A 20174-nucleotide genomic window follows, 5' to 3' on the forward strand; every position below is an offset into this window, starting at 1 on the left:
GAATGTAACCATGACTCAAACGAAGATATTCGGTCATCAAAATCCAGACACAGATACGATCACTTCCGCCATCGTCGCAGCGGATATTGAATCCAAGCTCGGCAATGATGTGAAAAGTTACCGCCTTGGCGAAGTGAACCCTGAAACACAATACGCACTCGATGAATTCGGCGTATCGTCTCCAGAGTATCTGGAGACGCTTGAAGCGGGCACCCCCGTTATATTGGTCGACCACAATGAATTCCAGCAATCTGCAGAAAACATCGAATCAGCTGAAATAGTGAAGGTTTTCGATCACCACAGAATTTCGAACTTCCACACGGAAGGGCCGCTCTACTACCGCGCAGAACCGGTTGGATGCACTGCAACGATATTGAAGAAAGTGTATGAGGAAAACAGTCTGGAGATTTCCAGGGAAATGGCCGGGCTCATGTTGTCGGCCATCATTTCCGATACGTTGCTATTCAAATCCCCTACAACGACGAAAGAAGATGAAGCGGCGGCAGAAGCACTCCAGAAGATTGCCGATGTTGATATCGAATCCTTCGGCCTGGCAATGTTGAAAGCCGGCGCTTCAACAAGTGATAAGTCAGCCGAGGAATTGATTACAGGAGATGCAAAATCCTTCGATATGGGAGGTAGCACGACGCGTATCGCTCAAGTGAACGTCGTCGATGTCGATGAGGTATTTGAGAGGAAAGCGGAACTTGAAGAGGCGATAAGGGCTCAGATCGAGTCAGAGGGCTATGGTCTGTTCGTCCTCGTCGTCACTGACATCATCAATTCCAACTCAAAGATACTTGCCCTTGGGGAAAATTCAAGTTCCATCGAAAAAGCATTCGATGTTGCATTGGATGAAAACTCGGCAGTTTTGGAAGGCGTAGTATCACGCAAGAAGCAAGTGGTGCCGCAGATCACAAAAGCATTATCCTAGGAGGATGATAATATGATGAAGAAAGAACCGGGCAAACTCTATATTGAAGAAGACGGCCAGTCCATCGCAGAACTGATCTATACAGATGAAGAAGATTACTATGATGTAACCGGCACCTATACAGCACCAGAACAGCGCAACAGAGGCCTTGCAAAAGACCTCGTCGATGAAATTGTCGCAATGGCCCGTGAGAACAATAAGAAGATCAAACCGACATGTCCCTATGTACCGCACGCCATACGCGGTTCAGAGTACGATGATATAAGGATGTAAATCAACAAAGGACCCGCCACAAAAGTGGTGGGTCCTTTGTTTTGAAAGGCAATTTCAAAATCAAATAGTTGAAAAGAATGAAAAATGGTATGAACAAATAATATCACAAATATTCTGAATAGTAAATATGATTATTCCTTTAATATCTTACTTATTACACTCTCTCTGCCCTTCTCGAGCCGTTTTGCTGAGCATTCATCTTTAATCTTATAACCCAGTTCCTCTGTAGCTCTTGCATAGGAAACTTCGTCGATGTAATTCGTCAGACCCGCCTGGTCGAAACAGGCGGGATGGACCAGTTGTCTTTTATTATGATCGATGATGACGCGTTCTGAGCCACTGGTTCGATCAGCAAGCGGCAAGAACAGCAGCAGAATCAAAAACAGAAGCAGAAAAAGCCATAAAAACTTTTTATTCATCTATAAAAACCCTACGAAAACGCCTTCCGGGGCTTCTAGTTCGCCCTCTTGACGGGCAATCATCCCTGCTTCATCGATCTTGAATAGTACTACATTATGAGAGCGTTCATGGGCGCACACAAGAAAATTACCATCAGGAGTAATATTGAAGTCCCGCGGCCAGTCTCCATTGGTCGATTCGATCTGGATGCGTTTCAGTTCCTTACCATCAGATATGATTTCAAACACTGCGATGCTGTCATGCCCTCTGTTTGAAACATAAATGAACTTTCCGTTTGGGTGTTTCCGTATTGCCGCCCCTTGCGAATGTCCGTTGAAGGATTCCGGAAGTGCCGAATATGTCTTTAGTGGGGAAAATTTCCCGTCTTCATAGGAAGCGACGATCACTTCATTCGATAGTTCGGTAAAGATATAGGCATAACGGCCATTGTTGTCGAACACCAAATGTCTTGGTCCACTGCCTGGGGCCACATTTGATTCCGCCACTTTAACAAATCGGTCATCCTTGATCTCAAGCGTTACAATCTTATCTGTGCCAAGGTCGACCGCTACAATATATTTTCGGTCGGGAGTCTCGGCGACAAAGTGCGAGTGCGGATTGTCCTGACGTTCATGGGGGCCTTCACCCTCAGCCTGGAAAACATCCAGCCGTTCTGTCACCACACCACGCTCATCGACGCGATACAGACGGATTTCTCCTGACAAATATACCGCATCGACAAGATAATTCTGGTCTGATGTCAATGTCAGATGACACCCGGAAGCGCCTTCCTCGAGACAATCTTCTATCAGGTTGAGTGCACCGGTGTTCGGGTCGCTGATATCGTAAGTTGCGATGCCTGATTTCGTTTTGCCCTTTTTAATCGCATACAGACGGTCTTTATGAATATCAAGGTACGTTGCATTCGGTGTTTCCGCCGCTACCCTAATATTCCCGAACACACCTTTTTTCAGGTCAAGGTCAAATTGATAGATGCCCTTGCCATGCTCCTTTGTATACGTTCCGATGTATCCAATCATGCATATTCCCCCTAAGGTTCAGTTTGCCTTTATATTAGCATACCTGCTGATTTTAGCTAAACGAAAATATCCGCGGTTGCAAAACAGAACATATGTTCGTATAATAAATGTATAACTCTACTGGAAAGAGGGGATCGCTATGGATTACCGGCAAATGCCCATCGACCAGCTAGACAGCAATATTCCAAAAGGGCGCGGTATGATCAAGTGGGCACCGTTCGCCACCATGCCGGAACAATTTGAACGGGTAGAAGCCATGATCGAGGCGCAATCAAAGATAAGCCGCCCGGAACTATCTGACGACCGCCTGGCGGAGATGGACCGCGCCATGAAAAAGGCAATCCATGAAAAGCGCAATGTTCGCGTCGAATATTATTATGATGGGTTGCGCTTTCATGTCGATCTGCAGATTCTCAGGGTGGATAGATGGAGTATGATGCTGATCGGCCAACGTCTGGCACCTGAAGACGAAATGGTCTTCATCTCTTTCATCGACATCCTCGACATCACCATGCTCGAATATTAAAAAGCCGCACATAGGTGCGGCTTTTTAACGTTCCAAAAATAGAACTGGCTCTTTTTGGTAATCGGTCGCCATCATCAGGTGATAGGCGAGTACAGTTGTCGTAATGGCGCCTACTCCGCCTGGTACCGGAGTGATATAGGACGTCTTATCACGCACTGCGTCATAATCCACGTCCCCAACCATTTTACCCGCATCATTGAAGTTGATGCCGACATCCACCACAACAGCCCCTTCTTTCACGTGATCTGCTCCGATCAGGTTGATGACACCGGCAGCACTGACGATGATATCCGCCTGGCGGCACTTTCTAGCCAGGTCATTGGTATAGGCGTTGCATGTCGTCACTGTCGCATCATGGTTCATAAACAGCAATGATAATGGTTTTCCAACCACTTCACTTGCCCCTACCACGACTACATCTTTTCCTTTCAGAGAAATGTTGTAGAACTCAAGCATCTCCATTACCCCAGCAGGGGTACAAGGTTCCAGACGATTCTCTTCATCCGTCACTACTTGCCCCAGATTAAATGGAGTCATGCCGTCGATATCCTTTATTGGATTCATCAATTCCTCGACCCGCTTCATATCTATATGCTTCGGCAGAGGTTGGAGCAGCAATATGCCGTTGATGGAATAATCTTCATTTATCTCCCTGAACTTGCTGAGGAAGGAACGGGCCGAGACATCATCTGGAAAGTGGTATTGTTCTGTCTCAATAGAAAATTTCTCGAACCTTTTAATCGCCGCCCGTTCATAGGAAATCGAATCAGACCTTTCCCCTACCCTGACGAAAGCCACTTTTGGACTGATGCCATGCTTATCAGACTCACTAAGCGCCTTCTTTATCTTTTCGGAAAGATGTGCAGCAACTGCCTTGCCATCCATAATCGTTGTCATAGAAAATGCTCCTTTGCAGCCTTTTTATCAAATATACCATACTTCACCCCGCTCCACGTAACGGACACTGTCGATCAGTGAAAATAAAAAAACCGCCCAACAGGGCGGCTTAATATTACTTCGTTTCACGGTGCAGTGTATAGTTGTTTGTTCTTGGACAGAATTTTTTCATTTCAATACGCTCAGGATTGTTTTTCTTGTTCTTTGTCGTAATGTAGTTGCGGTCTCCGCAGTCTGTACAAGCCAAAGTTACATTTACTCTCATTCGTTACGCCTCCTTTACTCATTGCCTGTTCCATTTCACACTCATGGTGAGGAACATCCGAATTTCATTGATATTGCAGTCATACCATGCCCGGTTCCTTTTTGAAAGACATCACGGACTCCATTTCAACTGGCCAGTTGATCATCCATTCGGGATGAAACGATGGTATTCGGACAGTATTGCCCTTTTTTGAACCGCCTTAACCATTTTAAAGGTTTATTCAATTTTTTTCAACACTTTTATGGACGAACATAAAAAAATGGGCAAATGCGCTTGCCCGTCCCCACATCATACGCTATAATTATAAATCGTAATCATTCCGTTATATTGAGGGGCTATGCCATGAAAATTTATACAATGACAGCTTTATCCATTCTTATTCTCCTGCTCAGTGCGTGTGGGACGGGCACGGCAGGTGAAGAAAAATCAGAGAAGTTAACCGTCTATACAACAGTTTTCCCCCTTAAAAGCTTCACCGAATCGATAGGTGGCGATACAGTACAGGTGGAATCCATCTATCCCACTGGCGCCGATGTCCATACTTATGAACCCACGCAAAAGGACATTTTGAGCTATGCTGAAGGGGATCTCTTCATCTATACTTCTAAAGCGCTCGATCCTGTTTCAAAGAAGATTGAAGGTTCCATCGGTGACCACACCGAATTCTTCTCTGCCGCAGACAGCATTCCGGAGTCCGCTTATCTCCATACAGAGCATGATCATGATGAGCATGCACATGAGGAAGCGGGCGACCCGCATATCTGGCTCGATCCGAAGCTTTCAATCGAGATGGCGAAATCAATCCAGGATCAGCTGATCGAGATGAATCCGGATCAAAAAGAGTTGTATCAAGACAACTATAAAGCGTTGGAAGACGATCTTGAATCGATCCATGATGCGTTCACTGAGGTTACAGAACAGACCGAACGCGATACAGTATACATTTCCCACGCCTCCCTCGGCTATCTCGCCAACAGGTACCACTTCAATCAGGTGGGCATCTCCGGCTTGAATAACGAGGAACTTTCCCAACAGGAATTGACGCAGATCGTCGAAGAGATCAAAGCGCATGATGTGCCTTATATCCTCTATGAACAGAATATCACATCCAAGGTTGCCGATACTGTCAAAAATGAGACGGGTATAGAACCATTAGAGTTCCACAATCTTTCAGTCCTGTATGATAGCGATGAAAAAGACGCCACCTATCAATCCGTCATGCAGCAGAATATAGAAGTCATCGATAAGGCGTTGAATGATTGATGACTTGTCCCAAATGAAAAAGCTGGCCTGGTAGGCCAGCTTTTATACTTGATTCGGTTCTGCTTCAATTTCTTTCTTCAGCCTTTCAGTGAACTCCCTTATCTCTTTGACATCCTGCTTCAGGAAAAATGCCAATACTGCTACACCAATCACTCCTACTACGATCAATACAGCAATGAGCTTGAAGAGGAATGAGAATAATGATTTAATCGCTTCCATGATGAACCTCCATAAAATGATTTACTGGACTGTACCCGTTCCACTATATTTTAAGCAATACATATCAAAGACATCAACCAAATACTTGAAAACTTCGCATTGTCGCCTTTTCGCCAGAGCGCTTCATCCTTCAGTCACCAATTACTTTAATATGGACCCGTCGTGTCCTCGGTCCATCGAACTCTGCAAAATACAGACTCTGCCATGTTCCGAAAATAACTTCGCCCTTTTCGATTATGAGTGTTTCACTCGCACCCGTAAGGGATGATTTCATGTGGGAGTCCGAATTCCCCTCAAAGTGCTGATATGCCGGCTTGTTGTCGAAGGTAAGATCCATCCCGTATACAAGGTCTTGCACAACATCCGGATCCGCATTTTCATTGATTGTGATTCCTGCGGTCGTATGGGGAGTGAAGATCGTCATGATTCCTGAGCGCACACCACTTTTTTCCAAAGCCTCAAGGGCATAGCTGTCAATATTAACAAATGTCGTACGTTCATGTGTATCGACTTCAAATGTAAAAAGCATATTATCACCTTTATCCTTCCTTTTTCCGGGTATAATGTTACTAGAAAACGATGAAAGGGGATATTCAAATGCCTTATACCATGAATGACTACCCGGATTCCTTAAAGAATTTGAAAGAACTTGAAAGAAAAAAAGCGATCGACATCATCAACGCCATGATGAAGGATGGATACGATGAGGAACGTGCCATCCCGATCGGAACCGAGCAGGCGGAACAATGGTATAAAGACGCTTCCCAAAAAGAGCTTGATGAACTAAAGAATAAAAAAATTACGCAACACAAACCCGACCCCCAACTCACAAGGCGGCAAAATTGCAGATAATGATGTTTCGGTCTTTTATGAAGACGATGAGTGGAAAGTGCAGACCCAAGGGGCAAAACAACCCAGCAACACTTATGATAATAAGGATGACGCCGTTAGGCGCGCTAAAGAAGTTGCCAAAAACCGTGGGGCCCGCACACATATCCACAATAAAGATGAGTAACTAGAGCTCCGGTCAACTGACCGGAGCCCTAGTTATACTTGATGATTCAGGTTACGCGAGGCATCAAGACCTATCTTTTCAAGTGTTGTCCCCTCACTCATGAAATCGACTTCCAACATAAGTGAAGTCAGATGAATAACTGCATCAATCGTCGGCGTGTGGACATCAAGTGCTTCCGCAATGCTTTTCCAAAGCACGAGCCCATGCCCGACGTCCTCGACGATATACCGGTTGTCAAGCGCGGTGGGACCTACAAGATCCTTAAGCACCGGACTTTCATTATATTGCGTCTTCAGCGTTTTCCCAGGTTCAAAATATGTGCTTCTCTCGGATCTCCCTGCTTTATCCAGCACTTCAAAACCGAGTTTTTCGCATATTTCCTGGCGTTCTTCATCAATCGCTTCTATAGCTTTCACTGTGTGTTCCGTCACTCCGTCTCGGTACAAGTAGAAATTTTCACCATCATTGTCGATGACGCCGGCATTCAGGATGGAAGGGGCTGGATGACTTTCCGGATTGCCATTGTTGAGCGTTGTCTCAAGTATGTTCTCAGCCGGTACGAGCGTCTCGTAAAGCACATGCAGTTTCGAGAGCATTGCTTCCGTATCGCTCGCAGGGTAGGCACTGAACAGATTATGACGGCTCCTTAATATGATGTCTGCGTCGTTCGCCGCGTAGTCGTACCGCGCAGCATAGGTCAATGACATCGATTCCCCTATCATGACAGACACCCCCGGAAATGCTCGCGCAAGCTGTCTGGATAACTTCATGCTGCTCATTGCGCTTGCACCGTTGACGAAAATCATCTGGCCATCTTCAAGGTATGGCATGATTTCTTCAAACATACGTGAGAGTATATGGGTCGGCAGACAAGTCATGATGACCTCGGCGCCTGCCACCGCTTGCTTCGGGTCCCTTGTGAATGTATTGATCCTGATTGGTTCCCCCTTAAAATGTACTTTGCCTTCTGTAATGTCGGTGTGCGGATCTTTTATGGCCGATGGTGAATGGTACAGGGTGACCGCATGCCCACGTGATGTCAAGTCAGCCGCGGCTACGATGCCACCATTTCCTGCACCGATTATGGAAACTTTCATTGCAGATGAAACACTCCTTAGAAAATTATAGTTCATATTATACTGAATATTCCATCATTTAGCCACCAAAAAAAGCCCGGATGTGTATCCAGGCGTCATTTCGGCTGATCATTCTTTATTTTTTCTATAGCTGGTATATCGGCAGGTGCCCAATCGAGTGAGTCGATTGCCGTCCTCGGCAGCCATTTCATATCAATGTGTTCAAGAAGTCGGATATCGCCCGAGAGCTGCTCTGCATAATATGTAGTCAATTCCACAACGCCGAAATCATATTCATGTACCGTCGTCACAATTTTATCCCGAACGAGGATATCACACTGCATCTCTTCCATCAGTTCACGCTTTAATGCCGCACTGGGTGTTTCGCCCTCTTCGATTTTGCCTCCTGGGAACTCCCACTTCAACGCCAGGTTCTTACTTTCTGGACGCTGTGCGCACAATATCTCATCCTTGTCATTGACTATTACTGCACCGACTACCCTGATATATTTTTTCATCTGTATCCTCCAAGATATGTTCTGCGATCATTATAACAGATCCATCGCATGGGGAATCAAGATTTATAGAAAGGTTTATGGTATTCTTATGCCTATCATCACCATATACACAGGGCAAAAACAAAAAAAGACCTTCTGCCCTGAAAAGGTTAAGAGGTCGGGTGCATTTGAGGGCAGAAGTATCCAATTAAGGGTAAGGAAAAATGAACTTACTGGGAGTACCTAATAAACATCGATAGGGGCTGGCCGTCCATCAGGAAGGTAACCAGATCCTCTTCCCAAAGTACTGATCACTTCACGGTCGTGCTTGACGACGCTCGCTTCCGCCGTTGGTTCATCGACCACTGCTGTTGAGCCTAATAGCATAGTGCTCAATATTAAAGCACTGAGTATCTTTTTCATGCCCTCACCACCTATCTGTTTATAACTACATTATGGATGATTGCAAATATTCAATCAATATCCACATCCGGGAAAACTGTGAACAATTCATCAGGAAGGGGCTCGACATGGAATACTACACCCGCTTTAAGGAAATGCGTCAGCAGAAAGGGCTCACTCATCTGGAAGCAGCCGAAGGCATATGCGGCAAGACTACGATCTACCGTTTTGAACGGGGGGACGCAGCACTCTCCGCTCCCATACTCCACAGATTGTGCCGGCGCCTTGGCATAAGCATGCAGGATCTTTTCATCGATGAAGCTTCTGAATACGCCCTAATCGACCACTATCTTGATATGATGCGCGAATATGTCTATTTCAGACATGCCGATCTGCTCAAGGTGACGCTTGAAGATGCACAAGAAACGATCAATATAAGGTCGGAATTCGACCTTCAATACCGCAATTACAAGCGTCTCTTCCGTACATATACAGCAATCATGCTGAGGAATGAAGGGCGTCTTGAAGAGTCCGAGCACATTCTCACGACCTTGATCGATGAAACGAAGGCCACCAATATGTTGGAGCTTGAAATCATCAATACGCTCGGTGATCTGTACATCATCACGGATCGCTCCGAAGATGCCCTTATGCTCTACCATAAGCACCGCAACCGCATCCTCGAATCAAGGCATATGAATGAAATGGACCGCTATATGATCATTCAGCTCTACTACGGCTATGCCATCAGCCTCTACAACAATTTCTTCTACGCAGAAGCAGTCGACATCTGCTATAAACTGCTGATCCGGATAGAAGAAAACAATTCACTCTACTATCAAGGCAAGGCAAACCATCTGATGACACTCATCCATGTGGCATTAAACGAGCCAAAATCTGCACGGCATTATCTGGCGAAGGCAGAAGCTGCTTTCTTCCTTGAAAATCTGCAGAATAAGATGGCTGAACACATCGAAATCGCAAAGAACGCAATAGAAGCACTGGAATGATCATTCCAGTGCTTCTTTATATACATCAAAAAGCTATGCCTGCTTTTGTTCAAGCATTTCGATGATTTCACCCCGCGAGAGCTGCGCAATATTATTCTTCATATTCGCCTGCCGCATACTTTCGTCAGCAATTACAGGGATATCCGCATGATCGATGCCAAGGTCCGAGAGTGTCATGCCAAGCCCCAGATTCTGCTTCAGTCCATTGAAGGCACGTGCGAGGTCTTCTGCATCCTCAAAACCGATGTCCTTTGCATGGTCGTGAAGCTGTGGGTTGGCTTGAGCGTTGACTTTGAACCATTCATCCAGGGAAAAGGCACATGCTTCTCCGTGGGGAACGTCGTAGTGGGAGGTCAAGTAGTAGCTCATGGCATGGGACCCGGAAGTCCCCGTCTGGCTGAATGCCATCCCTGCCATCATGCTCGCAAGGGACATGTTGGTCCGCGCCTCCCTGTCCGAAGGCTCGCTATAGGCTGCAAGCAGATTTTTAAATGCCAGATTCGCTGCACGTATCGCCAAAGTGTCGGAGACCGGGTTATGTTTGGTGGATCCAAGGCAATCCAGCGCATGACAGATGACATCAATCCCTGAAATTGCCGTCACCTTCGGCGGGCACGTCAACGTCAGTTCCGGATCGACCAGCGCGACTTTCGGATAAAGTCCAGGTCCGATAAGCGGTACCTTCAGTCCTTGTGACTTATCACTGATGATGCTTGAAGCTGTGACTTCAGAGGCTGAACCGCTTGTCGAAGGGATTGCGATGACTGGTAATGCCCGTGTGAAATCGGTATGTTCGATGATGGACTCAGGTTCCACACCTTGCATATATGCAGCTGCTGCAGCTTTCGAGGCATCCATTGCTGAACCGCCGCCGACGGCGATGACAGCATGGGCATCATGCGCATGGAGTGCTGCTGCAATCTCCGAAACATTTTCAATGGTCGGATTGGCCTCAATATCGGAAATGACCGTTTTTATTTTCTCACCGAGTTCGGTCTCGATGAACTCCGCTAACCCATTCTTCACTTGGGAACGCGTCGCCACCACAACGAGCCTGCTGTACTCGAGATCCGAGATGATTTCACCAAGCTGTGAGATGATGCCTTCGCCGAAACGGATGTCAACCGGATGTTTGAAAGTGAACATGAATATCCTCCTTTATGTTATCTGACTGCTTCCATTGTACCTCAATAGACTGAAAAAACGAAAAACAGGACACCATATGGTGTCCTGCATTCTATACGAGACGCTTCATTTCTTCTGCAACATGTTCGACTTCCGTACCGACGACGACATGGACGTTGTTGCGTCCCGGTCTGATGACGCCATGGGCACCTGCTGATTTGATGACTGCATCATCTATTTTAGCTTCATCCATAACATTGATGCGCAGACGCGTCGTACAGTAGTCAATTGTATCGATGTTCTCTTTGCCGCCGAGTCCGATGAGGATCTGGTCTGCTTTTTTAGAGTACTTATCGTCGAAGGAGGATGACTTCTCATCTACTCCCTCAACTCCTTCCACTCCTTCTCCAGTCGGCGCTTCTGCCGCCAATACCGAATCATCGCGGCCTGGTGTCTTAAGATCGAGCGCTTTGATGATCACCCTGAAGATGACATAGTACAGGACAAAGAATACGAGTCCCTGCAGGATCAGCATGTAAGGCTGGTTGGCGATAGGTACTTGGGTGCTGAGCACAAAGTCGATCAACCCGGCACTAAAACCAAATCCTGCTGTCCATTCAAACGATGCTGCAATGAACAGGGACAGCCCTGTAAGAGCTGCATGCACGACATATAGCAACGGCGCCAGGAACATGAAGGAAAATTCAAGCGGTTCCGTTACGCCTGTAAGGAATGCCGTCAATGCAGACGCAAGCAAAATGGAGCCAGCGGCTTTTTTGAACTGTGTCTTAGCCGTATGGTACATCGCAAGTGCAGCACCTGGTAGCCCGAACATCATGATCGGGAAGTAGCCGGCCTGGTAACGGCCTGTGATGCCCCGCTCACCTTCATTATCCCAGAAGTTGCCGATATCGTTGATGCCGACTGTATCGAACCAGAACACCGAGTTCAATGCGTGGTGCAGGCCGGTCGGAATCAGCAATCTGTTGAAGAAACCGTAGAGGCCGGCGCCGACGGCACCCAGTCCACTGATCCATTCTCCGAATGAGAAGAGACCATTATAGAGCAGTGGCCATACATAGTACAGCACACCACTGAGCACTATCATGACGAATACAGCAATGATCGGCACCGCACGGCGCCCACTGAAGAATGCAAGATAGTCAGGCAGTTTCGTGCCGCTGAAGCGGTTGTATAGAGCCGCACTGATCAAGCCTGTAATGATACCTAAAAATACGTTGTTTTCAATGACTCCGAAAGCGGCCCCCACTTCTTCCAGTTCAATACCGCGCAATAAGGCAATCGAATCTGCCTTCAGCAAGTTGGTCACGACAAGGAAAGATACGAGACCGACAAGTGCCGCCGCCCCATTTTTATCTTTCGACATGCCAAAGGCAAGCCCTACTGCAAACAGGATTGCCAAGTGGTCGAGAATGGCGCCACCTGCATTGATCAGCATGCCGGCGATTGCGTTGCCGCCACCCCATCCATCAGGGTCGATTGCATACCCCAGACCTAGGAGCAATGCCGCTGCCGGCAGTACTGCAACCGGTAGCATGAATGCACGACCCATATTTTGAATATAACGCAACATAGCTAAATCCCCCTTTAATAAAATAAGATATAATGACTGTAACTCGGTTTATCTTAAATATAGCACATGCCGAGCAGTTGATATATAGAAATTTATTTTCAATACATTATAATAGTATTATAAAATATCTTTTGAAAGGATGATACAATGCAGCGCCTTATAAAAAATGCACGCCTCATCACTCATGAAGACACGTACGGTGATCATTGGCTGCTTATCGAAAATGATAAAATAAAATCGTTCGGTCCGATGGAGACTTGCCCGGATGTAGAAACAGTTTTTGATGCGCAAGGAGACAATGTCCTGCCCGGTGGCATCGAGATGCATATACATGGTGCCGATGGCGTGGATGCGATGGATGCGGACGAAACTTACTTAGAGAAAATTTCAGCCCATCTCCCGAGTACAGGTTCCACATCATTCCTGGCTACTACCATGACCTCCCCGATCAAAGACATTGAACGGGCTCTTGAGAACCTGTCCGGCTACACGTACGCGGGAGGGGCAAAAATGCTCGGCATCCACCTGGAAGGGCCGTTCATCTCAAAAGCCCACCCGGGCGCACAAGATCCAGCCCACATCATGCAACCTGACCACGCGTTGGCACGTCGGCTCCAGTCCCTCTCAGGGAATCAGATCCGCCTGATGACATACGCTCCTGAAGAGGATCCCGGCGACTTCATAGAGACACTGAAGGATTTGTCGATCATCCCTTCAGCCGGTCATACAGACGGTTTGTTCGACACATTGAAAGATGCTGAAACAAAAGGCCTCAGCCACATCACCCATCTGTATAATGGTATGCGCGGCCTTCATCACAGGGAACCCGGCACCGTCGGCTTCGCCTATATGGGGAATGCTTTTACAGAACTGATTGCAGATGGCATCCACTGCAGGAAAGAAATGATGAAACTGACCTATGACATCATCACACCAGACAGACTCGTCATAATTACAGATGCCATGCGTGCCCAAGGATTGCCGGACGGGGAATATGACCTCGGCGGCCAAAACGTCCATGTCAAAAATAGTGAAGCGCGCCTCGCCGATGGAACGCTCGCCGGCAGCGTATTAACGATGAAACAGGCCATCAGGAATATGAGGGAAGTCACCGGATGCACATGGCAGGATATCGTTAAGATGACCGCCTATAATCCGGCTGTTGAACTCGGCTTGACTAAATCAAAAGGCGTCATAAGAGAAGGCGCCGACGCCGATCTGGTGATCTACGATGACGCGTCAAATCTGAAGCACACCATTATAGACGGCGAAATATACTATTAGAGCCTCAATTCGCGTTCGTCGCCAAAACCAACGGGAGTTAGGCACCCAATTCGCATTCATCGCCCAAACCAACGGGAGTTAGACGAGATGTTCATCTCAACCTACACTTCTCCACACAAAAAAGCTCCGGAAATTTCCGGAGCTTTTTCCTATTCCCACCAATTGTCGCGTTTTGCGTATGTGATGGACAATGTTTTTCTCTCTTTTTCTTTATGTGCGCTCTGTCTTGCTTCCAGCTTGATGCGATCTTCGCCCAACGTCTTGAGGAAGGAGACCATCAGCATGATGAAGATTATGATGAGTGGCGCACCTGCAACGATGGATGCGGTCTGCAGCAAGCTCAATGAGTCGTCCCCACCTATCAGCAATAATGTGAATGGCAGGAAGGATAACGCAAATGCCCAGAACAGGCGGTTCCATCTATACGGTTCACCATCAACCTTGGTCTGGGTGGATGATGCAAGAATGTAAGAGCCTGAGTCGAATGTCGTCGCCAAGTAGAGAAGCGCCGTGATGATGAAGATCAAAGTCATCAACTTGCCAAAAGGCAGTTGGCCGATGATTGCCATGATCGCCGCTTCCCCACTTTGGTTGTTCAGGACATCCGTCACCGAGAATGTACCGGAAATCTCAAGCCATAGCCCGAAGTTCCCGAGTATTCCGAAGAATAGTACACACCCAAGTGTTCCGTAAAGGATTGTACCGAGCACAACTTCCTTCAATCGACGGCCTTTGGAGATCCTTGCGATGAAGAGTCCAATGAATGGCCCATAGACTAGCCACCATGCCCAATAGAATACCGTCCAGCTTTGAGGGAAATCGGTCTTTTCTATGCCTTTTAGGCCACCAAATGGTTCAAGCCAAGTTGCCATCCGGAAGAAGTCTTTCATCATCAGACCGATACTTGAAACGGTTGTTTCCATGATGAAGATTGTCGGTCCGACGACGAAAATGAAAGCAAGCAGGATAAACGTCAACCATAAGTTCATGTCACTCAGTACCCTGATTCCTCTTTTCAGACCGGAATAGGAACTGATCGCAAAGATTATAGTTGCGATGATAAGTATGCTGAGTCTCAGCACCAGCCCACCGCCGTCTATACCAAATAAGGATTCTACGCCGGCTGCAATCATCGGCGTACCAAGACCCAATGTCGTCCCTGCCCCGCCGAGCAGACCGAATATGAAGAGCACATCAATCAGTTTACCGGGCCATCTTGTTGTATACTTCCCAAGAATTGGCTCACAAGTAAGACTTATTTTAAGTATGGGATTCTTTTTAACATAGAGACTATAGGCAATCGGGAGCGCTGGCAGCACATAGATTGCCCAAGCAATCGGTCCCCAGTGGAAGATGCCATATGCAGCTGCATAGTTGATCGCTTCTTCACTTTCCGGGGCGATATGAAACGGTGGAGCCTGGTAATAGTATACCCATTCAATCGCACCCCAATAGAGGATGCTGGAGCCGATACCTGCTGAGAAAAGCATAGCCGCCCAGCTGAATGTTCCAAATTCAGGTTTTTCATCAGCTTCGCCAAGTGTAACCTGTCCGTACTTGCCGAATGCTATGTAAAGCACGAACAGAAGTGCCGCGACTCCAATTCCAAGGTAAACTGCACCCAACCCGCCAGTCACTAAATCGTTAAGCTGCAGGATGATCGCTTCACTCGCTTTTGGAAAAGCGATGAGCGGAATTATGACAGATAAGAGAATAATGATTGAAGCTATAAACGTTGGCCAATCCATCAATCGAATTTTTTTCATTTCCTCACCTCGTGTAATTTTTTGAATTACTCTTTATAAGTACTTTCCGCCAACTTTCTTATAGTAACATAAGTACAGAGAGAAGCAAGCGCTTGCATGGACTTCACCATAGCGTTGAATGGCACTGCTGTAGGCAGTGCCACACCTTTTTCTGTCATTCCCATTATAATCCAGATATAAATAATCACAATACTTTTTAAAAATGTAAGCGATTGCAATATACTGAATATTAAAATATAATAGCAGTATAACAAACTAGGAGGTATGGCAATGGCATTCGATTTTCCACATAAAAAAGATGCTCAATACAAGATCAATACGCAGTATGAAAACTTCATCGGCGGTGAATGGGTACCGCCTGTAAAAGGGGATTATTTCGAAAATGAATCACCGGTCATCGGTGAGAAGGTATCCAAAGTACCCCGCTCGACGAAAGAAGATATAGATAAAGCTGTAGAAGCTGCACATAAAGCACATGCAGAATGGGGATTGACCTCACCTACGGAACGGAGCAATGTCCTGCTCCGGATAGCAGACCGCGTGGAACAGAACCTGGAGGAACTGGCGGTACTTGAAACATTCGAGAATGGTAAGGCTGTGCGTGAAACATTGAATGCCGACCTGCCCCTCGTGGTCGATCATTTCAGATATTTTGCAGGCGCAATACGCGCACAAGAAGGCGGCATATCGCAAATCGACAACGATACGGTAGCCTATCATTTCCATGAGCCACTTGGCGTGGTCGGTCAGATCATCCCGTGGAACTTCCCGCTTCTGATGGCATCCTGGAAACTTGCACCGGCCCTTGCCGCTGGTAACTGTGTCGTGCTGAAGCCGGCAGAACAGACGCCTTCCACCATTCTTCATCTGATGGAACTGATCAGTGATATCGTACCAAAAGGTGTCATCAACGTAGTTAACGGCTTTGGTTCAGAAGCTGGCCAGGCACTTGCGACACACGATAAGGTCAACAAGCTTGCGTTTACAGGAGAGACAACAACTGGCCGTATCATCATGCAGAATGCCAGTCAGAACATCATTCCGGTTACACTGGAACTCGGTGGTAAATCACCTAACATATTCGCCAAAGACCTTATGGATGAAGATGATGACTTCCTGGACAAGGCGATTGAAGGCCTCGTCATGTTCGCCCTGAATCAGGGTGAAGTCTGTACTTGTCCTTCTCGCGCAATCGTCCACGAAGATATATACGATGCCTTCATGGAACGGGTCATCAGCCGTGTTGAACAGATAAAGGTCGGCAACCCGCTTGACGAGAATACGATGATGGGTGCACAGACTTCCAAGGAGCAGAAAGAAAAAATCAGTTCCTACCTCGATATTGGTAGGAAAGAAGGGGCAGAACTATTGACCGGTGGCAACATCAAAGAAGTTGACGGGGATATCGCTGGCGGTTATTATTTCGAACCTACCATATTCAAAGGCAATAATAAGATGCGCATTTTCCAAGAAGAAATATTCGGTCCCGTGCTCGCCGTAACGACTTATAAAGATGATGCTGAAGCACTCGAAATCGCGAACGACACGCTCTACGGCCTAGGTGCAGGTGTATGGACACGCTCACAAAACAAGGCCTACAGATTCGGTCGCGGTATCCAGGCGGGACGCGTATGGGTGAATACGTACCATGATTATCCTGCGCATGCTGCATTCGGTGGATATAAGATGAGCGGTATCGGCCGCGAAAACCACCTTATGATGCTCAGTCATTATCAGCAGACGAAAAATCTGCTCGTCAGCTACGATGAATCACCAAAAGGATTTTTCTAAATGCCTGAACTAAAAGCAATAGATGCCACCGAAGCGGCAAAAGAACTGATCAGGGATCTGAAGAAAGAGCACGGAGATCTCATATTTCACCAATCCGGTGGATGCTGTGACGGTTCCAGTCCCATGTGCTTGAAGGAAGGCACCATGATCATTGGTGATGCGGATGTCAAGCTCGGTGAGATAGAAGGCGTTCCTTTTTATATGCATCGTAGGCAGTATGAGTATTGGAAACATACCAGTCTAACGCTTGATGTCGTAGAAGGCATCGGCGGCATGTTCAGCGTCGAAGGACCGCGCGGTGTGCGCTTCCACATCCGGAGTGAACCAATTGACAGTACAGAATCATCCTGATCGACACGAAGCAAATCTGTCGATCCAATAAAGAAGGACGAAGGCTTATAAGCCTTCGTCCTTCTTTATCATCGAATATTACTCTTCATCATCAAATTCATAGTAATCGGAAAGAACGTTCTTGATTTCAATCTTCTCTTCCGACTGGACCAATTTAATGTTTGATACGACTGTATCGCAGCCTTCTTGAGCCAGATGGCCATTAAGTTTCTTGACCAGTTTCAGCAGTTCATCGATGTCACCTTCAACTGTCGTTTCCATCGGCCCGATGAAATGCGTCAACTCACTATTTTCGATCAACTCGATTGCACCCTTAACATGAGAGAATGCATCGCTTGTATTTGGATGATGGGGAAGCAACTGTATGCTCATGATATAATTCATCCTGTCACCTCCTTTTCAATATTTAGTTCCGATTTTATGATACCATTATAAAAAAGGGTTTCAAAGAAACCCGCGTTTATATCGAAGGAGCTTTCATATGAGCAAAAACACATTCAAATGGTTGAACTTCACTTTGACTATCATCGCCCTATTTGCCATCTATGTGTTCCTCGATGGTATCATCGATCCATCAATGCATGGCTTTATGTTGATCGGCCTGATAATAGCTGGTCTGGTTTCGCTTGTGCTTGTACTGCGCAATGAATCCTGAAAAATCCCGCCTTTTTATGGCGGGATTTTGTCTAGAATAGTATATGCCACATGTAGAGCGTCGCATAGGCACCATAATCGCCCCAGTCTTCAATGACCGATGCGATATACGCTTTATCGGGCCGCTCTTCTAATCCATCGGTCAGTCTAATTGCGTTGCGTAATCCTGCATCCCCAATCGGCACAGCGTTCCTGTACTTAAGGGTACGCATCAGAACAGTGTTGGCGCTCCACGGCCCGATCCCTTTGAAGCTGGTCATATATTTCAATACTGTATCATAATCACCCATATCAAGGAGCTTCCCTTTTGACAGCTCCCCATTCTTAACCCCTGCCGCGCATAATCCCAGGTACTCGGCCTTCCTATAGGAGACCTGCATGCCACGTAACGTCTCCGGATCAAGCGACGACAATTCCTCCGAAGTCGGCATCAGCCAATACTTCTGTCCCTCATATTCGACATGATGCCCAAAATGTTCCACTATCCGACGCTTTAGTATATATGCAAATGCCATGTTGATCTGCTGGCCAAGAACTGCCCACATGAGTGCTTCCATGATGTCCGGTTTACAGGTCATGCGATAGCCTGTACGTGCCTCTATAATCTGTGACAATCGCGGATCTGCTTCTGCAAATCGATAAAATGCCTCCAAGTCGTAATCAAGATCGAGCCAGTCAACTACATACTCCCTGATATGTTCTTCCTTGACGCCTTCATTGTAGAGTATAACGACGGAGACCGCATCCCTGCTCTGCTCCGTGACCTCAAACAGCACTGCTTTTTTATCAATATGGACTGCTCGCCTCAACTTGCCTTCATGCGCTTCATAGAGGCAATCATCCTGCTTGGCCATGAAATCATAGGTCATCGCATAGTTGAATGGTCCATTCGCTTCTATCCTCATCGTCTGACCCGTCCTTTCACCGTATCTCCCTGCCTTGGTTCCTGACCATCAGCGAATTGGATTCTAATGGCATTTGCCCTATCAGGATCAGCATGATCCATCACATGGAAATGGAGATGCGGGGTATCCGAAGCCCCGCTGTTGCCGCATTGGGCAAGGGGCTCACCGACTTCTACATGGTCGCCTTCTTTTACTGTGATGGAGTGTTTTCTGAGGTGAGCAAGCATGGTGTATTCGTCATACTCGTGGGATAGGATGATATAGTTTCCCTCAGGCTTCGACATATCTGGGCGACCGGGCAGATTGTCTGCTACGCCATCAGTCACATGTATCACCGTGCCACTGCGCGGCGCTGTCACTGCTGAACCGAATGCGTGGTATGCCTCGTTCTTCCCTTCATCATCGCTGTGGGATTGCCCATCTTTTTTTCTGATGAAATCGTAGGCATAGCGTTGGTGGGCATACGGATAATGATAGTTCAGGAACAGATCATTCCCACCCCATAGCACGAACCACTCCGCTTCGAACGGCAGATGATAGGCATTGATCGACAGTTCGCGGTCTGTCTCATATTTCTCGTACACATCGAATTGGATGCCGATGATTGTTTCATCCTCGTCAAAAGCGACTGTAATCATGCGCTCTTTTGCTTCATCCAGCCATTGATATCTGTGTATGCCGGCTTCAAGGGAGTTTTGTAGGTTCAGTGTGAATTGCCTGCCATCCTGGAAATCATTGGCTGCAGCGACGAAAGTGTCCAGATCCATCTGATTTTGGAATGTTGCCGCGGTCTGGCTGTATATGGCTTCAAAATTACCTTCTGAAAAATGACCGCCAAATGCTTCGGGTGATAGGTTTGACATGATGCATCTCCTTTCAATACTGCAG

25 protein-coding genes and 1 pseudogene are annotated in these 20174 nt (G+C 46.9%); 10 read left to right on the forward strand and 16 right to left on the reverse strand.

Annotated elements, in window-relative coordinates; translation table 11 throughout:
* The first annotated feature begins 10 nt into the window (after positions 1-10).
* The gene (locus ACZ43I_RS08595; protein ID WP_344700626.1) at positions 11-934 is read left to right on the forward strand and encodes a manganese-dependent inorganic pyrophosphatase; all 924 of its coding nucleotides are present in this window, start codon (positions 11-13) and stop codon (positions 932-934) included.
* Positions 935-946: 12 nt separating this feature from the next.
* Positions 947-1207, forward strand: coding sequence for a GNAT family N-acetyltransferase (locus ACZ43I_RS08600; RefSeq protein WP_344700625.1), 261 nt, complete (start codon positions 947-949; stop codon positions 1205-1207).
* Positions 1208-1338: 131 nt separating this feature from the next.
* Here ACZ43I_RS08600 and ACZ43I_RS08605 read toward each other — a convergent pair whose 3' ends face one another.
* Together ACZ43I_RS08605 and ACZ43I_RS08610 are read right to left on the reverse strand one after the other, a co-directional pair.
* Positions 1339-1626 carry an alpha-amylase gene (locus ACZ43I_RS08605; protein ID WP_344700624.1) on the reverse strand — a complete coding sequence of 96 codons (288 nt, stop codon included), beginning with the start codon at positions 1624-1626 and terminating at the stop codon, positions 1339-1341.
* The gene (locus ACZ43I_RS08610; RefSeq protein WP_344700623.1) at positions 1627-2646 is read right to left on the reverse strand and encodes a lactonase family protein; all 1020 of its coding nucleotides are present in this window, start codon (positions 2644-2646) and stop codon (positions 1627-1629) included.
* 139 nt (positions 2647-2785) lie between these two features.
* On the opposite strand from ACZ43I_RS08610, the gene ACZ43I_RS08615 reads away from it, so the two are divergent.
* Positions 2786-3172: a YolD-like family protein gene (locus ACZ43I_RS08615; protein WP_344700622.1), complete on the forward strand. Its 387-nt coding sequence runs from the start codon at positions 2786-2788 to the stop codon at positions 3170-3172.
* A 24-nt stretch (positions 3173-3196) separates the two neighbouring features.
* On the opposite strand, the gene ACZ43I_RS08620 is transcribed toward ACZ43I_RS08615, so the two are convergent.
* Positions 3197-4069 (reverse strand): bifunctional 5,10-methylenetetrahydrofolate dehydrogenase/5,10-methenyltetrahydrofolate cyclohydrolase, encoded by an 873-nt coding sequence (locus tag ACZ43I_RS08620; RefSeq protein ID WP_344700621.1) that lies wholly within the window; start codon positions 4067-4069, stop codon positions 3197-3199.
* A 115-nt stretch (positions 4070-4184) separates the two neighbouring features.
* The gene (gene rpmG, locus ACZ43I_RS08625; RefSeq protein ID WP_344700620.1) at positions 4185-4334 is read right to left on the reverse strand and encodes a 50S ribosomal protein L33; all 150 of its coding nucleotides are present in this window, start codon (positions 4332-4334) and stop codon (positions 4185-4187) included.
* 342 nt (positions 4335-4676) lie between these two features.
* Between rpmG and ACZ43I_RS08630 the strand changes: the two genes are divergently transcribed.
* Positions 4677-5597: a metal ABC transporter solute-binding protein, Zn/Mn family gene (locus ACZ43I_RS08630; protein ID WP_344700619.1), complete on the forward strand. Its 921-nt coding sequence runs from the start codon at positions 4677-4679 to the stop codon at positions 5595-5597.
* Positions 5598-5639: 42 nt separating this feature from the next.
* On the opposite strand, the gene ACZ43I_RS08635 is transcribed toward ACZ43I_RS08630, so the two are convergent.
* Both ACZ43I_RS08635 and ACZ43I_RS08640 read right to left on the reverse strand, forming a co-directional pair.
* Positions 5640-5816, reverse strand: a complete 177-nt coding sequence (locus tag ACZ43I_RS08635; protein ID WP_344700618.1) for a hypothetical protein — start codon at positions 5814-5816, stop codon at positions 5640-5642.
* A 130-nt stretch (positions 5817-5946) separates the two neighbouring features.
* A complete protein-coding gene (locus ACZ43I_RS08640) occupies positions 5947-6345 on the reverse strand; it encodes a secondary thiamine-phosphate synthase enzyme YjbQ (RefSeq protein ID WP_344700617.1) in 399 nt (132 codons plus the stop codon).
* Between the two features lie 68 nt (positions 6346-6413).
* On the opposite strand from ACZ43I_RS08640, the pseudogene ACZ43I_RS08645 reads away from it, so the two are divergent.
* Positions 6414-6831 (forward strand): annotated as a pseudogene (locus ACZ43I_RS08645) (DUF2188 domain-containing protein).
* Between the two features lie 32 nt (positions 6832-6863).
* Here the strand turns inward: ACZ43I_RS08645 and ACZ43I_RS08650 are convergent.
* The 3 genes from ACZ43I_RS08650 to ACZ43I_RS08660 all read right to left on the reverse strand — a co-directional run bounded on the left by ACZ43I_RS08650 (position 6864) and on the right by ACZ43I_RS08660 (position 8827).
* On the reverse strand, positions 6864-7928 hold the full coding sequence (locus ACZ43I_RS08650) for an NAD/NADP-dependent octopine/nopaline dehydrogenase family protein (RefSeq protein ID WP_344700616.1): 1065 nt from the start codon (positions 7926-7928) through the stop codon (positions 6864-6866).
* Between the two features lie 95 nt (positions 7929-8023).
* Complete coding sequence (locus ACZ43I_RS08655; protein ID WP_344700615.1) at positions 8024-8425, reverse strand: (deoxy)nucleoside triphosphate pyrophosphohydrolase; 402 nt, start codon at positions 8423-8425, stop codon at positions 8024-8026.
* Between the two features lie 222 nt (positions 8426-8647).
* Positions 8648-8827, reverse strand: coding sequence for a hypothetical protein (locus tag ACZ43I_RS08660; protein ID WP_344700614.1), 180 nt, complete (start codon positions 8825-8827; stop codon positions 8648-8650).
* Between the two features lie 107 nt (positions 8828-8934).
* Between ACZ43I_RS08660 and ACZ43I_RS08665 the strand changes: the two genes are divergently transcribed.
* Positions 8935-9816: a helix-turn-helix domain-containing protein gene (locus ACZ43I_RS08665; protein ID WP_344700613.1), complete on the forward strand. Its 882-nt coding sequence runs from the start codon at positions 8935-8937 to the stop codon at positions 9814-9816.
* 33 nt (positions 9817-9849) lie between these two features.
* On the opposite strand, the gene ACZ43I_RS08670 is transcribed toward ACZ43I_RS08665, so the two are convergent.
* Positions 9850-10962 (reverse strand): iron-containing alcohol dehydrogenase, encoded by a 1113-nt coding sequence (locus ACZ43I_RS08670; RefSeq protein WP_344700612.1) that lies wholly within the window; start codon positions 10960-10962, stop codon positions 9850-9852.
* 91 nt (positions 10963-11053) lie between these two features.
* Positions 11054-12535 (reverse strand): N-acetylglucosamine-specific PTS transporter subunit IIBC, encoded by a 1482-nt coding sequence (gene nagE / locus ACZ43I_RS08675; protein WP_344700611.1) that lies wholly within the window; start codon positions 12533-12535, stop codon positions 11054-11056.
* Between the two features lie 147 nt (positions 12536-12682).
* Here nagE and nagA point away from each other — a divergent pair, with 147 nt between their 5' ends.
* Complete coding sequence (gene nagA, locus ACZ43I_RS08680; RefSeq protein WP_344700610.1) at positions 12683-13819, forward strand: N-acetylglucosamine-6-phosphate deacetylase; 1137 nt, start codon at positions 12683-12685, stop codon at positions 13817-13819.
* A 149-nt stretch (positions 13820-13968) separates the two neighbouring features.
* Here the strand turns inward: nagA and ACZ43I_RS08685 are convergent, their stop codons facing one another.
* Positions 13969-15585: a BCCT family transporter gene (locus tag ACZ43I_RS08685; RefSeq protein WP_344700609.1), complete on the reverse strand. Its 1617-nt coding sequence runs from the start codon at positions 15583-15585 to the stop codon at positions 13969-13971.
* Between the two features lie 26 nt (positions 15586-15611).
* Entirely contained in the window at positions 15612-15749 is a 138-nt protein-coding gene (locus ACZ43I_RS08690) for a hypothetical protein (RefSeq protein WP_464761476.1), read from the reverse strand.
* A 106-nt stretch (positions 15750-15855) separates the two neighbouring features.
* Between ACZ43I_RS08690 and exaC the strand changes: the two genes are divergently transcribed.
* The gene (gene exaC / locus ACZ43I_RS08695) at positions 15856-17376 is read left to right on the forward strand and encodes an acetaldehyde dehydrogenase ExaC (protein ID WP_344700608.1); all 1521 of its coding nucleotides are present in this window, start codon (positions 15856-15858) and stop codon (positions 17374-17376) included.
* Positions 17377-17727 carry a DUF779 domain-containing protein gene (locus ACZ43I_RS08700; protein WP_344700607.1) on the forward strand — a complete coding sequence of 117 codons (351 nt, stop codon included), beginning with the start codon at positions 17377-17379 and terminating at the stop codon, positions 17725-17727.
* Positions 17728-17805: 78 nt separating this feature from the next.
* On the opposite strand, the gene ACZ43I_RS08705 is transcribed toward ACZ43I_RS08700, so the two are convergent.
* Positions 17806-18111: a thiamine-binding protein gene (locus tag ACZ43I_RS08705; protein WP_344700606.1), complete on the reverse strand. Its 306-nt coding sequence runs from the start codon at positions 18109-18111 to the stop codon at positions 17806-17808.
* Positions 18112-18208: 97 nt separating this feature from the next.
* Here ACZ43I_RS08705 and ACZ43I_RS08710 point away from each other — a divergent pair, with 97 nt between their 5' ends.
* Positions 18209-18382 (forward strand): hypothetical protein, encoded by a 174-nt coding sequence (locus ACZ43I_RS08710; RefSeq protein WP_344700605.1) that lies wholly within the window; start codon positions 18209-18211, stop codon positions 18380-18382.
* A 31-nt stretch (positions 18383-18413) separates the two neighbouring features.
* Here ACZ43I_RS08710 and ACZ43I_RS08715 read toward each other — a convergent pair whose 3' ends face one another.
* On the reverse strand, positions 18414-19286 hold the full coding sequence (locus tag ACZ43I_RS08715; RefSeq protein ID WP_344700604.1) for a DNA-3-methyladenine glycosylase family protein: 873 nt from the start codon (positions 19284-19286) through the stop codon (positions 18414-18416).
* Complete coding sequence (locus ACZ43I_RS08720) at positions 19283-20149, reverse strand: peptidoglycan DD-metalloendopeptidase family protein (protein ID WP_344700603.1); 867 nt, start codon at positions 20147-20149, stop codon at positions 19283-19285. Before ACZ43I_RS08720 ends, ACZ43I_RS08715 begins: the two co-directional genes overlap by 4 nt.
* Between the last annotated feature and the right edge of the window lie 25 nt (positions 20150-20174).

It is taken from the genome of Salinicoccus jeotgali (genome assembly GCF_055379195.1).

What these genes read in the sequence shown, in the direction of transcription:
- ACZ43I_RS08595 (WP_344700626.1), top strand. Translation starts at nt 11, where the DNA reads ATGACTCAAACGAAGATATTCGGTCATCAAAATCCAGACACAGATACG.
- ACZ43I_RS08600 (WP_344700625.1), top strand. Translation starts at nt 947, where the DNA reads ATGATGAAGAAAGAACCGGGCAAACTCTATATTGAAGAAGACGGCCAG.
- ACZ43I_RS08605 (WP_344700624.1), bottom strand. Translation starts at nt 1,626, where the DNA reads ATGAATAAAAAGTTTTTATGGCTTTTTCTGCTTCTGTTTTTGATTCTG.
- ACZ43I_RS08610 (WP_344700623.1), bottom strand. Translation starts at nt 2,646, where the DNA reads ATGATTGGATACATCGGAACGTATACAAAGGAGCATGGCAAGGGCATC.
- ACZ43I_RS08615 (WP_344700622.1), top strand. Translation starts at nt 2,786, where the DNA reads ATGGATTACCGGCAAATGCCCATCGACCAGCTAGACAGCAATATTCCA.
- ACZ43I_RS08620 (WP_344700621.1), bottom strand. Translation starts at nt 4,069, where the DNA reads ATGACAACGATTATGGATGGCAAGGCAGTTGCTGCACATCTTTCCGAA.
- rpmG (WP_344700620.1), bottom strand. Translation starts at nt 4,334, where the DNA reads ATGAGAGTAAATGTAACTTTGGCTTGTACAGACTGCGGAGACCGCAAC.
- ACZ43I_RS08630 (WP_344700619.1), top strand. Translation starts at nt 4,677, where the DNA reads ATGAAAATTTATACAATGACAGCTTTATCCATTCTTATTCTCCTGCTC.
- ACZ43I_RS08635 (WP_344700618.1), bottom strand. Translation starts at nt 5,816, where the DNA reads ATGGAAGCGATTAAATCATTATTCTCATTCCTCTTCAAGCTCATTGCT.
- ACZ43I_RS08640 (WP_344700617.1), bottom strand. Translation starts at nt 6,345, where the DNA reads ATGCTTTTTACATTTGAAGTCGATACACATGAACGTACGACATTTGTT.
- ACZ43I_RS08650 (WP_344700616.1), bottom strand. Translation starts at nt 7,928, where the DNA reads ATGAAAGTTTCCATAATCGGTGCAGGAAATGGTGGCATCGTAGCCGCG.
- ACZ43I_RS08655 (WP_344700615.1), bottom strand. Translation starts at nt 8,425, where the DNA reads ATGAAAAAATATATCAGGGTAGTCGGTGCAGTAATAGTCAATGACAAG.
- ACZ43I_RS08660 (WP_344700614.1), bottom strand. Translation starts at nt 8,827, where the DNA reads ATGAAAAAGATACTCAGTGCTTTAATATTGAGCACTATGCTATTAGGC.
- ACZ43I_RS08665 (WP_344700613.1), top strand. Translation starts at nt 8,935, where the DNA reads ATGGAATACTACACCCGCTTTAAGGAAATGCGTCAGCAGAAAGGGCTC.
- ACZ43I_RS08670 (WP_344700612.1), bottom strand. Translation starts at nt 10,962, where the DNA reads ATGTTCACTTTCAAACATCCGGTTGACATCCGTTTCGGCGAAGGCATC.
- nagE (WP_344700611.1), bottom strand. Translation starts at nt 12,535, where the DNA reads ATGTTGCGTTATATTCAAAATATGGGTCGTGCATTCATGCTACCGGTT.
- nagA (WP_344700610.1), top strand. Translation starts at nt 12,683, where the DNA reads ATGCAGCGCCTTATAAAAAATGCACGCCTCATCACTCATGAAGACACG.
- ACZ43I_RS08685 (WP_344700609.1), bottom strand. Translation starts at nt 15,585, where the DNA reads ATGAAAAAAATTCGATTGATGGATTGGCCAACGTTTATAGCTTCAATC.
- ACZ43I_RS08690 (WP_464761476.1), bottom strand. Translation starts at nt 15,749, where the DNA reads ATGGGAATGACAGAAAAAGGTGTGGCACTGCCTACAGCAGTGCCATTC.
- exaC (WP_344700608.1), top strand. Translation starts at nt 15,856, where the DNA reads ATGGCATTCGATTTTCCACATAAAAAAGATGCTCAATACAAGATCAAT.
- ACZ43I_RS08700 (WP_344700607.1), top strand. Translation starts at nt 17,377, where the DNA reads ATGCCTGAACTAAAAGCAATAGATGCCACCGAAGCGGCAAAAGAACTG.
- ACZ43I_RS08705 (WP_344700606.1), bottom strand. Translation starts at nt 18,111, where the DNA reads ATGAATTATATCATGAGCATACAGTTGCTTCCCCATCATCCAAATACA.
- ACZ43I_RS08710 (WP_344700605.1), top strand. Translation starts at nt 18,209, where the DNA reads ATGAGCAAAAACACATTCAAATGGTTGAACTTCACTTTGACTATCATC.
- ACZ43I_RS08715 (WP_344700604.1), bottom strand. Translation starts at nt 19,286, where the DNA reads ATGAGGATAGAAGCGAATGGACCATTCAACTATGCGATGACCTATGAT.
- ACZ43I_RS08720 (WP_344700603.1), bottom strand. Translation starts at nt 20,149, where the DNA reads ATGTCAAACCTATCACCCGAAGCATTTGGCGGTCATTTTTCAGAAGGT.